The organism is Arthrobacter sp. TmtSoilC77 (assembly GCF_059739415.1).
Window position 1 is genome coordinate 433,974 of record NZ_AP046050.1, and the last position, 13,582, is coordinate 447,555.

Annotated in this window: 14 protein-coding genes; 5 read left to right on the forward strand and 9 right to left on the reverse strand. The window is 62.9% G+C overall.

The window, feature by feature from the left end; genetic code table 11:
- Window positions 1–35: 35 nt before the first annotated feature.
- Together AC6I99_RS02145 and AC6I99_RS02150 are read right to left on the reverse strand one after the other, a co-directional pair.
- Entirely contained in the window at window positions 36–662 is a 627-nt protein-coding gene (locus tag AC6I99_RS02145) for a response regulator (protein ID WP_497943723.1), read from the reverse strand.
- Entirely contained in the window at window positions 659–1,960 is a 1,302-nt protein-coding gene (locus AC6I99_RS02150) for a sensor histidine kinase (protein ID WP_497960038.1), read from the reverse strand. The genes AC6I99_RS02145 and AC6I99_RS02150 overlap by 4 nt, the downstream gene beginning before the upstream one ends.
- A 208-nt stretch (window positions 1,961–2,168) precedes the next feature.
- Here AC6I99_RS02150 and AC6I99_RS02155 point away from each other — a divergent pair, with 208 nt between their 5' ends.
- Together AC6I99_RS02155 and AC6I99_RS02160 are read left to right on the forward strand one after the other, a co-directional pair.
- Window positions 2,169–2,747 carry a GlcG/HbpS family heme-binding protein gene (locus AC6I99_RS02155; RefSeq protein WP_497960040.1) on the forward strand — a complete coding sequence of 193 codons (579 nt, stop codon included), beginning with the start codon at window positions 2,169–2,171 and terminating at the stop codon, window positions 2,745–2,747.
- 19 nt (window positions 2,748–2,766) lie between these two features.
- Window positions 2,767–3,498: an ankyrin repeat domain-containing protein gene (locus AC6I99_RS02160; protein ID WP_497961909.1), complete on the forward strand. Its 732-nt coding sequence runs from the start codon at window positions 2,767–2,769 to the stop codon at window positions 3,496–3,498.
- A 101-nt stretch (window positions 3,499–3,599) separates the two neighbouring features.
- Here the strand turns inward: AC6I99_RS02160 and AC6I99_RS02165 are convergent, their stop codons facing one another.
- From AC6I99_RS02165 to AC6I99_RS02175, 3 genes are read right to left on the reverse strand one after another with little or no spacing between them, the layout of a single operon-like run.
- Entirely contained in the window at window positions 3,600–4,814 is a 1,215-nt protein-coding gene (locus tag AC6I99_RS02165) for an acetyl-CoA acetyltransferase (RefSeq protein WP_497960042.1), read from the reverse strand.
- Entirely contained in the window at window positions 4,811–5,509 is a 699-nt protein-coding gene (locus tag AC6I99_RS02170) for a CoA transferase subunit B (RefSeq protein ID WP_497960045.1), read from the reverse strand. The genes AC6I99_RS02165 and AC6I99_RS02170 overlap by 4 nt, the downstream gene beginning before the upstream one ends.
- A 37-nt stretch (window positions 5,510–5,546) precedes the next feature.
- On the reverse strand, window positions 5,547–6,263 hold the full coding sequence (locus AC6I99_RS02175; protein WP_497960047.1) for a CoA transferase subunit A: 717 nt from the start codon (window positions 6,261–6,263) through the stop codon (window positions 5,547–5,549).
- Window positions 6,264–6,439: 176 nt separating this feature from the next.
- Here AC6I99_RS02175 and AC6I99_RS02180 point away from each other — a divergent pair, with 176 nt between their 5' ends.
- Entirely contained in the window at window positions 6,440–7,225 is a 786-nt protein-coding gene (locus AC6I99_RS02180) for an IclR family transcriptional regulator (RefSeq protein WP_497960050.1), read from the forward strand.
- Between the two features lie 65 nt (window positions 7,226–7,290).
- Here the strand turns inward: AC6I99_RS02180 and AC6I99_RS02185 are convergent, their stop codons facing one another.
- Complete coding sequence (locus AC6I99_RS02185) at window positions 7,291–7,863, reverse strand: GNAT family N-acetyltransferase (RefSeq protein ID WP_224095021.1); 573 nt, start codon at window positions 7,861–7,863, stop codon at window positions 7,291–7,293.
- 205 nt (window positions 7,864–8,068) lie between these two features.
- Here AC6I99_RS02185 and AC6I99_RS02190 point away from each other — a divergent pair, with 205 nt between their 5' ends.
- Window positions 8,069–8,443 (forward strand): VOC family protein, encoded by a 375-nt coding sequence (locus AC6I99_RS02190; protein WP_497943714.1) that lies wholly within the window; start codon window positions 8,069–8,071, stop codon window positions 8,441–8,443.
- A gap of 85 nt (window positions 8,444–8,528) precedes the next feature.
- Here the strand turns inward: AC6I99_RS02190 and AC6I99_RS02195 are convergent, their stop codons facing one another.
- Entirely contained in the window at window positions 8,529–10,301 is a 1,773-nt protein-coding gene (locus tag AC6I99_RS02195) for a cytochrome c biogenesis protein DipZ (RefSeq protein ID WP_497943713.1), read from the reverse strand.
- Window positions 10,302–10,546: 245 nt separating this feature from the next.
- Between AC6I99_RS02195 and AC6I99_RS02200 the strand changes: the two genes are divergently transcribed.
- Window positions 10,547–11,224, forward strand: coding sequence for a fasciclin domain-containing protein (locus AC6I99_RS02200; RefSeq protein WP_224095024.1), 678 nt, complete (start codon window positions 10,547–10,549; stop codon window positions 11,222–11,224).
- A 103-nt stretch (window positions 11,225–11,327) separates the two neighbouring features.
- Here AC6I99_RS02200 and AC6I99_RS02205 read toward each other — a convergent pair whose 3' ends face one another.
- Together AC6I99_RS02205 and AC6I99_RS02210 are read right to left on the reverse strand one after the other, a co-directional pair.
- Window positions 11,328–11,513 (reverse strand): hypothetical protein, encoded by a 186-nt coding sequence (locus tag AC6I99_RS02205; RefSeq protein WP_224166184.1) that lies wholly within the window; start codon window positions 11,511–11,513, stop codon window positions 11,328–11,330.
- Window positions 11,514–11,524: 11 nt separating this feature from the next.
- Window positions 11,525–13,546: a BCCT family transporter gene (locus AC6I99_RS02210; RefSeq protein WP_497960051.1), complete on the reverse strand. Its 2,022-nt coding sequence runs from the start codon at window positions 13,544–13,546 to the stop codon at window positions 11,525–11,527.
- Window positions 13,547–13,582: the final 36 nt, after the last annotated feature.

Below are 13,582 nucleotides of genomic sequence, written 5' to 3' on the forward strand. Positions count from 1 at the left end.
TAGCAATGAGCCTTGAATCGCCAGGCGCGGCCTGCCTACCGCATGCCCTCACGACGGATGGCCGTTGCGATGGCCGCCGCCCGCGTCTCCACGCCGAGCTTGGCATAGATGTGGGCCAGATGGGTTTTGACGGTTGCTTCCGAAATGAAGAGGCGTTTGCCCAGATCGCGGTTGCTGAGGCCCTCCGTCAGGAGGCTCAGGAGCTCTGCCTCCCGGGGTGTGAGGATTTCGTCCGGGTTCCGCAGCTGTTGGAAAAGCCGGGACGCAACGGGCGCGCTCATCACGCTTTTGCCCTGCACGGCGCCTCGCACAGCTGCAAAGATCTCTTCCGGTGCTGCGTCCTTGAGCAGGTACCCCATGGCGCCGGCATCGACGGCACGGACGATGTCGGCGTCGGAATCGTAGGTGGTGAACACGATCACCGCCTGGCCGGGGTTGCGCTGCCGCAACTGTTTGATGGCCTCGATGCCGTCCATTCCCGCGCCCATCGCAAGGTCCATGAGAACCACTGCCGGTGAGTGCTGTTGTGCCGCCTCCAGCGCTTCCTCACCGGATGCCGCTTCGCCGACGACGACGATATCCGCCTGGGTGCCCAACAGCGCCTTCAGCCCGCTCCGGACCACCGTATGGTCGTCCACAAGGAGTACGGAAATGGTAGTCACAGGGACTCCTTCGATGGATCTTCGGGCCAGGTGTCCTCGGGCGACCTTGTCAGCGGAAGCTGCGCCGCGATGATCGTACCTTCACCCGGGGCGCTCTCCACGGACAATTCTCCGCCCAGTTGCTCAATGCGTTGCCGCATGGCGCGCAGGCCGTATCCTCCCGATTCCGACGGCGGAGGTACCGCTCCCGGATCAAAGCCGCGGCCGTCGTCGAACACGTCCAGGGTGACTGCGTTCGGCAGGTACCCAAGAGTCACGCTGGCGTTGTCGGCGTGGGCATGAAGTTTGATGTTGGCCACGGCGCTCTGGGCCACGCGGAGCAGGGCGTGCCGGGCCTCGGCCGGGATGGGACGGGTCTCGCCGGTGACCTGCACGCGGACGTGGTCCAGATACGTCCGGGCGGCGCGTTCCAAGGCCTCGTGAAGGGGCGCAGTTTCCAGGCCAGGTGCCGAGAGCTCGTGCACCAGGCTCCGGGTGTCGGCAAGATTTCCGCGGAGGAGGCTGGTTGCTTTGCTGACCTCGTGGTGCGCCGCGGGATCAGGCCAGGAACGTTGGGCTGCCTCCAAGTGGAGCAAGCCGCTCGCGAGGCCTTGGGTGATGGTGTCGTGGATTTCACGTGAAACACGCTCGCGCTCCGCCGCGATTCCTGCCGTTCGTTCACTCGCCGCCAGCCGTTCCTGGGCCTGGGTTACGTCTTCGAAGAGTTTTCGCTGGAGGGCGCCGTCGCGCTCGATCTTGTCGTAAACCAGCGTCAACAGCGCGCCGGCAGCCAGCGGTCCAAGCAGCATGGCGACGTCCGTCCATCCGCTCATACGGAAAAGCCCGACGGCGGTGGCCGCCGCCGTCGCGCCACCAGCCAGATACGCGGCCCACCCTCGGAACGCGGTGCGGCTGAGGAAGAAAATGGCGAAGGAACACCACGCGAAGCTGGGCGCCGCGATCACCAGAGCCGACCAAACCGCCACCAAGGCAAACATCCACAGCTTGCGGTTCAGGGTTTGTTGGCTCTGCCCAGGGCGGATTTGGGTGAGGTGGCGGTGTTGGCTCTGCCCAGGCTGGCGGTGTTGGGCCAGCAACGCTGTCACGACGTACAGAGCACACACGGCGACCGCCAAGGCCACAGTCCACAGGTTGTCCGCGGGGGAGTGGCGCATGACGTAACGGACAGCAGAGGCGACCATCAGCACGGCAAAGCCCAGGTGCACCACCGCATCGATGCGGGTATCGATCCGACTTGGCTCGATACTGCTGGGCTCGGGCCGGGTGCTGGAATCCGGCCGCTGAAGGGCTTCTGGCATTGGGTGGTTCCCGTTTCCGTTCCGGTCGGTAGTAGGCGCTCTTTCCATGCTAGATCCCGTGTGATTGCTGGTCTCTCCACCTTTTGGCTGATACGGCTGGCGGAAAGGCTGACCTTGGAACCGGCTCACGGCCGATGCCTGCCCGGAGCTGCCCCGGAAGCATGGATATGTACCCGAAATTGCCGATGCGTGCCACGAGGAGAACTCCATGAAGAAGTCCAACAAGATGATTGCTGCCGCCGCTGCTGGAGCGCTGTTGCTCACAGGCGGGGTTACCGCAGTAGCCAATGCCGTGGCCCCCGCGGCCGCGCCTGTTACCGCACCTGCCGCGCCGGTAGCTGCCGAAGTCCAGCCTGCTCCGGAGAATGTGGTTGCCCAGAACCGAATCACAGTGGGTGCTTCGAGTGCGGCCGTAAATGCGGCGCTTTCCAAGTGCCAGACGGACAAGCTTCCGTTCGTGACGGTCGCCCTGGTGGATCGCTTCGGTACGGTCCAGGCCCTTCTCCGCGGCGACAACGCCGCCGAGCACACCATCGAAGCCGCCAAGCAGAAGGCCTACACGGCGGCTGCCTTTGGTGCCCCCACCAGCGAACTGGCCAAGCGCATCAACGGCACCGGACCGTCCATAGCGGACCTTCCCGGCACGCTTTTCCTGGCTGGCGGTGTCCCGTTGAAGGTCAACGGCGTATCCGTGGCTGGCATCGGCGTCGGCGGTGCTCCCGACGGCGCCTTGGACGAGGCGTGCGCGACTGCTGGTGCCGAGGTCTTGGCCACAGCTGCGAAGTAGCCTCGAAGGTATGGGTTCCATGAAGGCGCGCGGGCTGGCTGTGGGCTCGGCAATCGGCGCAGGTTTGGTGGTCGCCGGGCTTCTGGCTGGCTGCGGGCCGTCCTCGCCTGTTGACTCACAGACGTCCGGTTCGCAAACATCGAGTACGACGGCGGCCGCCTCACCTGACAGCCCGGCACCCACCCAAGCGGCACCGTCGAGTGTCAGTCCTGTCCCGGCGTCGTCCGTTGCCTTGCCGCCCAAGCTGTCACCGGAGGCTCAAATGGAAACCGACAGGCTCCTGATCCTCGCCGCGAAAGCCAACGATCCCGTGCGGGTGCGGGAACTGATCGCGGCAGGTGGCAACGTCAATGCCAAGGACGACATCCAGGACTCGGCGTTCCTTTACGCGGGGGCGGAAGGCTTCAACGAGGTGCTGCAACTGACGTTGGCGGCCGGGGCCGACGTCGACAGCATCAACCGATACGGCGGCACAGCCCTGATTCCGGCGAGCGAGCATGGCCACACCGAAACTGTACGGATCCTGATCGCCGCGGGCGTGCCTGTGAACCACGTGAACAACCTGGGCTGGACGGCCATGCAGGAAGCCATCCTGCTCAACAACGGCGGGCCGAACCAGCAGGACGTGGTCCGGCAGCTGCTGGCCGCGGGAGCTGATCCGGATATCCGTGATCCGCAAGGCCGAACCGCCCTGCAGAACGCAGAGCGGCTCGGGTTCACGGAGATCGCGGCTCTGATCCGGAACCGCTGACCGGCCCCGCCCGCCCCCCCGCCCGTGCCCGCCAGCCCAACTAGGTCGCATTAGTGCGCGTTTTGACGGCTCTAAACGCGCACTACTGCGACTCAGATGGGCTAAAGGGACTCGAGGATGCTGACGTAGTTGGCGATGCCCACTCCGCCCATGTTCTGGACGGCGCCCCGCCGGGCATTGGGAAGCTGCATGTCGCCGGCGGTCCCCGTGAGCTGCATGGCCGCAATGACATGCTGCGACACTCCAGTTGCGCCCACAGGATGCCCCTTCGCCTTAAGGCCTCCAGACACGTTCACGGGAAGTTTGCCGTCCTTGTATACCCAGCCCTCCTGGACAGCGCGCGAGCCCTCGCCGCGGGGAGTCAGGCCCATGGCCTCGTACATGATGAGCTCGGCGATGGTGAAGCAGTCGTGGACTTCGGCGAAGTCCAGTCCATCGATGCCTACGCCCGCCATGCCCAGCGCGCGCTCCCACGATGCTCGGGTGGCAGCGAATTCGGTGGGATCGCGCTTCTCCGCGGGGAAGAAATCGTTCGCATGACCGAAGCCAGCCAGCCGCACCGGGGCGGTTGTGCCGCCGGTAGCCGTAGCTGAAATCACGACGGCGGCCGCACCGTCCGAGACCGGCGAACAGTCCGTGCGGCGCAAGGGTTCGGCAACCATCGGGTTCTTGTCCGAGATGGTGCGGCAGAATTCCTCGCCAAAGTCCCGGTGCATCTGGGCGTAAGGATTGTCCATGCCATTGTGGTGGTTCTTGGCTGCAATGGAACCGAGGACATCGCCCAGGCCCCCGGGGTAGTTGGCGGCGTCAATGCCCGTGCCGTACCGCTTCCCGTAGTGCTTCGCCACCTCGGCGAACAACCCCGTGAACCCTGTGGTGGAGGCCTTGCCCGCCATCTCGTACGACGCACCAAGCAAAGCCGCCCCCACGACGTCCGCTCCGGCGTCGGTCATCTTTTCCGCGCCGATCACCAAAACATTGCGCGCAGTTCCGGCGAGCACAGCTTTCACGCCTTGCTGGAACGCTGCGGAACCCGAAGCACAAGCATTCTCGGTGCGAGTCGCGGGAACGTTGGCCAGGTCTGCGGAGAGCTGGAGGGCCAAGGACGACGCGAAACCCAGCGGTTGCATGCCTGAGTTGAACTGGCCGAGGTAGATCTCGTCGATGTCCTTCGGTTCCAGCCCCGAGTTACGGATGGCTTCCCCGGCCACCTGGACGATCAGGGACTCCAGGGTCTCGTCGGTGAGCTTGCCAAATTTGCTGTGGCCCCATCCTGTGAGCAGGACGTCCTTGCCGAACTGGTCTTTCAGGCTCATGCGTTTACTCCTTCAAGGGTGCTTTCGTCTTCAGACTCGAGCGCAACAGCGAACTCGGCTTCGGTCTTACTGCGTATCTCTTCCACGGTGACGCCCGGGGCGAGGCGGGTCAGCAGAAGTCGCGTGCCGCCGTCGTGGTTTTCCGGGTCCGGTGCTATGTCGAAGACGGCGAGGTCCGTGATGATCCGGTCAACGCACTTGAGCCCCGTGAGCGGCAGTGTGCATTCGGTGACGATCTTTGCCGAGCCGTCCTTGGCGTTGTGCTCGGTGAGGACCACCACCCGCGGCGTCCCGGCCACCAGGTCCATCGCGCCGCCCATGCCCTTGACCATCTTGCCGGGGATGGTCCAGTTGGCGAGGTCGCCGCCGCCGGACACCTGCATCGCGCCCAGGATGGCCACCTTTACGTGCCCGCCACGGATCATGCCGAACGAGGTAGCGGAATCGAAGATGCTGCCTCCCGGGGTGATGGTCACGGTCTGCTTGCCGGCGTTGATGAGGTCGGCGTCTTCCTCGCCCTCGTACGGAAACGGGCCCATTCCGAGCAGGCCGTTCTCGCTCTGGAGGACAACCCGCACGCCATCGGGCAGGTTATTGGCAACCAGCGTGGGGATGCCGATGCCGAGGTTGACGTAGTCGCCGTCGTTCAATTCTTCAGCCGCGATGGCGGCCATCTGGTCTCGTGTCCAAGCCATGATTGTGCTCCTTGTTCCTTAAACCGTTAGCGCTTCTTTAGACCGTTACTGCTTCGCGCCGGGGGCGGACTGTGCGCTGTTCGATGTCCTTAACCCGTGCGCTGGCCTGCACCAGTCGCTGGACGTAGACGCCTGGAGTGACGATGTGATTGGGGTCGAGCCCGCCGGGCTGCACAATGACCTCCGCCTCAGCGATGGTGACGGCGCCGGCCGTTGCCACCACCGGGTTGAAGTTCCTCGCCGTGTAGCGGTAGATCAGGTTTCCATCAGTGTCCGCGGTGTGCGCATGAACCAGCGCGACGTCGGCGGTGATGGCGCGCTCGCGGACGTAAGTCACGCCGTCGAACTCCTCCAACGGCTTGCCCTCGGCAACAAGCGTGCCCACGCCGGTCCGCGTGTAGAAGGCAGGGATGCCGGCGCCGCCCGCACGGAGGCGTTCGGCAAGGGTGCCTTGGGGAGTGAACTCGACGTCGAGCTTGCCTGCGAGGTACTGCTCGGCGAAAAGCTTGTTCTCGCCGACGTAGGAAGCGATGACCTTCCTGACCTGGCCTGCCTCGATCAGCACACCGAGCCCCTTGCCATCCACCCCCATGTTGTTGGAGACGATGGTGAGATCCTTGGCGCCCGACTCACGGACGGCATCGATCAGGTCGGCGGGGATGCCACTCAGGCCAAAACCCCCGACGGCGATCGTCAGGCCGTCTGCCATCAAGTCCTGGAGCGCTTGGGTTGCGCTGGCGTGCATCTTCGACATGGGAGCTCCTCTTTGAGTGTTCGTGGTGGACGTATCCACTTTGTGGACTTGTGACCTGTAGAGGAGCCTAGGTTTCATCCCACCCAGGGTCAACGACCAGACCGCTTGGCTACTCATGGTGTGGACTGTAGGCTCAGTCGTGTCCATATTGTGGATGAATCTTCATAGGAGGCCCTATGCCGGAACAGAAATCCACGCAAAACCCAGTGCAGGGTGCCCAGGTCGTGGGCCGGGTCGCCCTGTTGCTGAGGCTTGTTGGGCGCAAACCCGAGGGGACGTCGTTGGCCGGATTGGTTCGGGAATCAGGGCTGACGCGGCCAACAGTGCACCGGCTGCTGACGTCCCTTGCCGCGGAGGGTTTGCTGGAGCACGATTCAGCCGCCGGGAAGTGGGTTCTGGGGCCGGAGATCTTCCTCCTTGGATCGGTAGCGGCGGCACGCTTCCCCATGGAGGATATTGCCCGGCCCAGCCTGCGCCGGCTCGCCGCGGAGACCGGCGAGAGCGCGTTCTTCTCCATCCGTCGCGGCAACGAAACCGTCTGCGTGTTGCGCGAGGAAGGCTCGTTCCCGGTGAGATCCTTCGTGCTGCATGAAGGCGTACGTTTTCCGTTGGGAGTTGCGTCGGCAGGGACTGCGATCATGGCTTTCCTGCCCGCCGATGAGCAGGAAACCCTGCTGAACGACTGGCCGGCGCACGCTGGCGACTTTGCCGTGGGACACCCGGCCGACGTGGTTCGGGACAACCTTGAGCGCACCCGGCTCACGGGCTACTCGGTAAATCCGGGGCTGATCCTTGAAGGAAGCTGGGGGATGGGCGCAGCCGTCTTTGACCAACAGGGGCGCCCCGCATGGGCCCTTTCCTTGACGGGGATCGAACCCCGGTTCCGTCCTGATCGACAGGAATTCCTCGGCAAGTTGCTGCTTGAGGAAGCTCACCGAATGACCGCGAAACTGCAAAGCTGACCCAACTGAGTCGCATTTGTCGCGTTTTGACGGCTCTAAACGCGCTCTAATGCGACTCAGTTGGGTCAGCGCAGGTCCAGGCGCATGAGTACCCTGGGGAAACCGTTGAGGACGGACGTTGTCTCTGCGACCTTTGTGAAGCCGGCTTTCTCGAACAGTCTGCGGGTCCCCACGTACGCCATGGTCAAGTCCACCTTGCTGCCCTTGTTGTCCACTGGATAGCCCTCAATGGCTGGCGCGCCGTACTCGCGGGCCATCTCGATGGCACCCTCCAGCAGATGATGGGAGATGCCCTTGCCTCGATGCCCGGGCCGCACCCTGATGCACCAGACAGACCAGACGGCGGCGTCGTCCACGTGTGGAATCTTCCGGTTGGTTGCGAAGCTGGTGTCGGCCCGGGGGTGCACGGCAGCCCACCCAACTACTTCGCCGCCGTCGTAAGCGAGAACGCCTGGTGGCGGATCCTCCGCCACCAGCTTTTCCACGAACTTTCCCCGTTCCTCCCGCTGGAGCGCAAGATTTTGTTTCGAGGGAATCCGGTAGCTCAGGCACCAGCACACGTTGGCGTCCGGACGTTTGGGGCCGACGATGGTTTTCACGTCCTCGAACACCGTTGCCGGGCGAACCTCGATTGCCATGCCGCCCATCCTGTCACCGCCGCCCGACTCTTCGCTAGACTGGCGGACGTGATGACCGGATCGGGCACCTGCCCTGCACGGATTGGCTACCCGGCCGACCTCTGACGCGCTCTGTCAGCCAGAGCGGTGGCGTCCCGCGCGCTCCTCCCTGTGGATCGATGAATTTCAGCCCATCGATTTCAAACCCACATCCAAGGAGTCATGCATGCCCGCACATTTCAACCACACCATCATTGCGTCCATCGATCGCGCCGTCTCGGCCGGGTTCTACAGGGACATCCTCGAAGCGGACGAAGCACCCGGTTGGGGACCCTTCACCAACCTGACCTTGGCTGGCGGCGTAATGCTCCAATTCGCTGAGCCCCCGGTCGAGATCCAGATGCAGCATTATGCCTTCCTCGTTGACGACCAGCATTTTGACCGTGCCTACCAGCGGCTGGTGAGTGCCGGCGTCGAGCATTGGGCGGATCCTCAGATGACCCGTCCAGGCGAGACCAATACGGAGCACGGTGGCCGCGGTGTCTATTTCAAGGACCCCTCTGGCCACGCGCTGGAGCTGATCACGAAGCCGTATTTCTAACGACGAAGCGGAAGCTGGATAGGGGGCCGCGGCGTGGAGGGCATCGCGAAGCGGCAAGGCCCCTATCCAGCTTCCAGCGCGCACCCTATCCGAACGTGAAGGAGTACGCCTGGATGCCCTGCGGGACCTTGACCTCGAGCTTGCCCCCGCGGATTTCGGGGTCGTCCACGATCTGATGTAGCGTGGGCGTCCCTGAGACCGCCACGGACGTGGTCTTGCCATCGCGGACAACATCGATCATGCCTTCACCACTGACCACGATGTACACCTGCTTGGCGTGGTAGTTCAGGGCAATAGAGGAGCCGTCGCCGGCAGGAGTTATGGATTGTGTCCCGAGATCCCACGAACCTTTCAAGGAAAAGCTGTCACCGGGCTGGTCTGCCGGCACTGTATACAGCCCAACCCCGGCTTTATAGGGTTCCGTGCCCGCATAGTTGACCTTCTTGGTGGTGCCCAAGTACGTCTCCGGAGTGGTGGCACCTGCTACCGGCCCGTCGTCGGACGATTCAGTGGGCGCGGGGAGCGCCGCTGAAGGGTTGGCCTCTTGCAGTAGTTTGCGGATCAGTTTCTCAGTGGTCTGGTAGCCGCCCTCGCCGAATTTGATGTGCCGGACTGTTCCTTCGGAGTCGATCAGGTAGTGGGCAGGCCAGTAACGGTTGCGGTAGTTGGTCCACGTGGACAGGGTGTTGTCGATGGCTACGGGGTACGTGATGCCCAGGTCCATCGCACCGGACATGACGTTGCGGGTCTCTTTCTCGAACGCGTACTCGGGGGAGTGGATCCCGATGATTTCCAGGCCGGAGTCCTTGTACTTGCTGTACCAATCCGTGAGGTGCGGAACGGAGCGCTGGCAGTTGATGCAGGAGTAGGCCCAGAAATCCACCAGGACTACCTTGCCCTTAAGGTCCTTCAAGTTCACGGCCTGGCCGCCAGGGGTGTTGAACCATTCCTGGATGCCCTTGATATCCGGCGCTATGCCACACGATTCGAGCTCGGTGGCACCGTTGCTGCACTTGTCCAGATCACGGTTTTGGTCATTTACCAGTCCACCAAGATCGAGGGCCTTCTTCACGGCCTCGTTGTCCTGAACCTGTTCCTGGAGTGTGGACGTGTAGTCGGGCACCAGTTTCTGCAGTAGCTGGGGAAGGTTGAACACCAACCCGATTGCCAGGGCGATCATCATGATGCCACCGGCTATGCGGATCTTGCGCTGGTTCTTGCGAAACGCCTTGACCCGCTCTGCGACGCGACGCCCAGCCAGCGCGAACACCAACAGCGGAACGGCCGCCCCCACGGCAAATGTCAACGTGAGGACGATAGTTTCGGGGCCCACTTGTCCCGTGGCACCGGCCACGGCAATGGCGGCAAGCACTGGTCCTGCACAGGGGACATAGACGACGCCGAGCGCCAGTCCCAGCACCAACCCACCGTTCCCAGTACCAACCTTTCGCTGCGGGATCCAGGAGAACGGCTTCTCCAGGATGTGCTGGAAGCGATCGAAAATCAGGCCGCAACCAATCAGCACCAGCACCACCAGCCCGATCCATCGAAGCAGGTCCTGCGGCAGGTTCACCAGGGTCAGCAGGAACGAACCAACCAGCGTAAAGGTGCTGAAGCTGATGACCAGGCCCAGGATCACCAGGTACGGGCGCAGGCCCGCCCGCCGTCGCTGCCTGGACCGGGTCTTAAGTTCGACGGCGGATGGCGGCACCTCTGTTACCGCGGAGCTGGTTGGAGAGCCTTTGCGTGCACCCTGAACACCTCCGGAAAGAAAGATGACGGGCAGGACGGGCAGGATGCAGGGCGAGATACCTGTAATCAACCCGCCCAACAGGCCGATAAGTGCTAGTTGCAGCATTGCGTCTCCCAACGTTCGCCGGACCGGCCCTTAAGGGTGCCGGCTCCGGATATCTGTAGGCAGTTCGGAGCCGCAGCCGCGATGGCTTGGTTTAAAAACTTTTTCAATCCGCACCCATCCACGCCGGTGCGACCTCCGAATAGCTGGTGAGGCACAAACCGCTGGCAACGCAGATGCAGCGCCGGGGAGCCAGTGCCCACACCCAATGGACCCAATGCCCTGGTTCCACGAACAAGGAGAATGACATGTTGTCCACAAAGCGCCCCGCCCTCGCCTTCGTTGGCCTCACTGCCGCCGCCCTTCTCGGACTCACCGCTTGTGGTGGTTCAAGCAGTTCCAGCACACCTTCGTCGTCGTCCGCCGCCCCGGAGATGACGTCCGCGGCACCGTCGCCGTCGGCTTCATCCATGACCAGTGCAGCCATGGATCCCGCGCGTGATCTTGTTGGCCCCGGCTGTGCCGGTTACGCCGCGCAGGTTCCGGATGGTGCCGGTTCGGTAGTGGGAATGGCCCAGGACCCGGTGGCCGTTGCTGCTTCGAACAACCCGCTGCTTAAGACCCTCACTGCCGCTGTTTCCGGCAAGCTCAACCCGAAAGTGGACCTGGTCTCCACCCTGAACGGCAGTGAATTCACAGTCTTTGCACCTGTTGACGATGCTTTCGCAAAGATCGACCCCGCCACGATTGAAACGCTCAAGACGGACGATGCCCTGCTGAGCAAGATCCTCACCTACCACGTAGTCCCAGGCCAGCTGACTCCGGACCAGGTGGTCGGAACCCACAAGACGGTCCAGGGTGGCGAAGTGACGGTTGGCGGTAGCAAAGATGCCCTCACAGTTGACGGAGCCAACGTGATCTGTGGCGGCGTCCACACGGCCAACGCAACGGTTTACCTGATCGACTCCGTGCTGATGCCCAAGTAACCCGATGCCCAAGTAACCCGCCAGTCCGCAAACAAAAAGCAGGCGCCGGAATCTGTACTGCTCAGATTCCGGCGCCTGCTGTTTTGGGTCTGGAAATGAATGGTCAGCGCTTGCCCAGGTCGCTATCGACGTAGGAGCCCTGGACCGTGGCGGTGGTTCCACAAGTGCAACCACCGTCAACCTGGAGCTTGACCGTTACGGGTTTCGTTGCATCCAGGGTGAAGCTCACGGTGTCCCCGGAATCGCTGGAGACACGCAGGGTGCTTTGGTGTTCATGGGTTTGCGACATGGCGGGATACCTTACTTGTCGGTCGGCTGGGTGCGGGGAGGCTGAACCGTGGGGATGGTTCCGGTCGGAGTTCCCCCGGGACAGTCGGAATCCGGGCAGTCTTCCGCACACTCGTGCCTCGTGACCAGATCGAATTGAACGCCCCGATGTTGTTCCACGCCCGTACGAATCGCACGTTCAACTACGGATGTCGCCAAGCGCTTCCGCAGTGACAGAGGATCACGGCGCAGATCCTTCGTCAGGGCGAAACAGAGCAGCAGCATGACAATGACGAACGGCAGGGCGGCAACAATCGTGACTCTTTGGAGCCCGGCCAATGCCTCGGATGGTTCGTCGCCGCCGGCCAGGAGCATAACCGCTGCTACTGCACCGGTAAGGCTTCCCCAGAAGATCACTACTCCGCGGCGGGGATGTTCGGCTCCGTTGGAGCTGAGCGACCCCATGACGATGGAGGCTGCGTCGGCACCAGTGATGAAGAAGATTGCCACCAGCACCACGGCCAGCACGATCACTGCTGCGGTGGCCCAGCCGGGCATGCCCAGGTTCTTGACGAGATCGAAGAGTGCGCCGTCGAAATTGACGGAAGGCACGCCGTTGGTCATGGTCACCAGGCCGGGTGTGCCGGCCTTGTCAGCTTCCTGCTGGACATGGAAGGCAGCTCCACCGAAGATACCGAACCAGATAACGCTGACGATGCTTGGCACCAGCAGGACGCCGGTGACGAACTGGCGGATGGTCCGGCCGCGGCTGATGCGCGCAATGAACATGCCGACGAAGGGCGTCCAGGAGATCCACCAGGCCCAGTAGAAAATGGTCCAACTGGTCATCCAGCTACGCAATGCTTCGTCCCCGACCGCTTCGGTCCGGGACGACATTTCTGCCAGGTCCCTGGCGTAGTCGCCGATTGCGGAAGGGATCAGGTTGAGGATGAACAGGGTAGGGCCGGCAACAAAGACGATGATTGCCAGGACGACTGCCAGCACCATGTTGATGTTGGAAAGCCACTGGATGCCACGGCTGATTCCGGAGACTGCTGATGCGACGAAGCAGAAGGTGAGGATGGCCACGATGACCACGAGTACCGGGGTGCCGATCTCGCCCACCCAGCCGTTGGAGGTCATGCCGCTGCCGATCTGAAGGGCGCCAAGGCCCAGGGAAGCGGCGGTACCGAACAGCGTGGCAAAGATGGCCAGGATGTTGATGAATTTCCCGAGGGGGCCTTCCACCATCCTGATGCCGAACAGCGATGTGAACGCTGCGGAGACCAGCTGCCTGCGGCCCAGGCGGTAGGTGCCGTATGCCATGGCAATGCCCACCACTGCGTACATGGCCCATGGGTGCAGGGTCCAGTGGAAGATCGAGGTGGCCATGGCAGTCTGAATGGCAGCAGGGGTGCGGCCGTCCACAGTGCCTGGTGGTGGCGAGATGTAGTGGTAGAGGGGTTCAGCCACGCCATAGAACATGAGCCCGATGCCCATGCCGGCGGCGAACATCATCGCTACCCAGGAGACAGTACGGAATTCCGGCTTCTCGCCGTCCTTGCCCAGTGGGATGTTGCCGAACTTGCCCAGCGCGAGCCAGAGGACGAAGACGACGAACAAAGAGGCAAGAACCATGAAGAGCCAGCCGGTGTATTCCATGACCCAGTTCAGGGCGCCTTTGGAAGATTCGGAAAGGCTGTCCCGGCCGACGAAGCCCCAGACCACGAAGGCGACGGCGATGGCGCCCGTGATTCCGAAGGTGACTTTGTCCAGCGTAAGTTTGCGGTTCCGGCGGGCGCTGACTGCCTGCTCGGTCCTGGCATGGCGCAGTTCTTCCAGGATCTGTGCGTATTCCTCAGTATCCGGGAGTGCTTCTGCGCCTTCGCCCTCATCGTCGAGGACTGCGGGGTTGGTTTCATCTGGGGAGACGCTGATGACGTCTCCAGGGTTCTCCAGACGGTTTGTCTTACGTGATGAGGGAGTGTCAGCCAGGTTATCGTTGGCGGGCAATTCCTCGGGAGTTAAAGGCTTTAAATCGCTATTTATAGCCATGAGCGGGTCCTTTGCTCGGCGAGTCATGGGCTTGGG

Excerpts from the sequence above, each read along its gene's own strand:
- AC6I99_RS02150 (WP_497960038.1), bottom strand. The coding sequence starts at position 1,960 with ATGCCAGAAGCCCTTCAGCGGCCGGATTCCAGCACCCGGCCCGAGCCC.
- AC6I99_RS02155 (WP_497960040.1), top strand. The coding sequence starts at position 2,169 with ATGAAGAAGTCCAACAAGATGATTGCTGCCGCCGCTGCTGGAGCGCTG.
- AC6I99_RS02160 (WP_497961909.1), top strand. The coding sequence starts at position 2,767 with ATGAAGGCGCGCGGGCTGGCTGTGGGCTCGGCAATCGGCGCAGGTTTG.
- AC6I99_RS02165 (WP_497960042.1), bottom strand. The coding sequence starts at position 4,814 with ATGAGCCTGAAAGACCAGTTCGGCAAGGACGTCCTGCTCACAGGATGG.
- AC6I99_RS02170 (WP_497960045.1), bottom strand. The coding sequence starts at position 5,509 with ATGGCTTGGACACGAGACCAGATGGCCGCCATCGCGGCTGAAGAATTG.
- AC6I99_RS02175 (WP_497960047.1), bottom strand. The coding sequence starts at position 6,263 with ATGTCGAAGATGCACGCCAGCGCAACCCAAGCGCTCCAGGACTTGATG.
- AC6I99_RS02180 (WP_497960050.1), top strand. The coding sequence starts at position 6,440 with ATGCCGGAACAGAAATCCACGCAAAACCCAGTGCAGGGTGCCCAGGTC.
- AC6I99_RS02185 (WP_224095021.1), bottom strand. The coding sequence starts at position 7,863 with ATGGCAATCGAGGTTCGCCCGGCAACGGTGTTCGAGGACGTGAAAACC.
- AC6I99_RS02190 (WP_497943714.1), top strand. The coding sequence starts at position 8,069 with ATGCCCGCACATTTCAACCACACCATCATTGCGTCCATCGATCGCGCC.
- AC6I99_RS02195 (WP_497943713.1), bottom strand. The coding sequence starts at position 10,301 with ATGCTGCAACTAGCACTTATCGGCCTGTTGGGCGGGTTGATTACAGGT.
- AC6I99_RS02200 (WP_224095024.1), top strand. The coding sequence starts at position 10,547 with ATGTTGTCCACAAAGCGCCCCGCCCTCGCCTTCGTTGGCCTCACTGCC.
- AC6I99_RS02205 (WP_224166184.1), bottom strand. The coding sequence starts at position 11,513 with ATGTCGCAAACCCATGAACACCAAAGCACCCTGCGTGTCTCCAGCGAT.
- AC6I99_RS02210 (WP_497960051.1), bottom strand. The coding sequence starts at position 13,546 with ATGGCTATAAATAGCGATTTAAAGCCTTTAACTCCCGAGGAATTGCCC.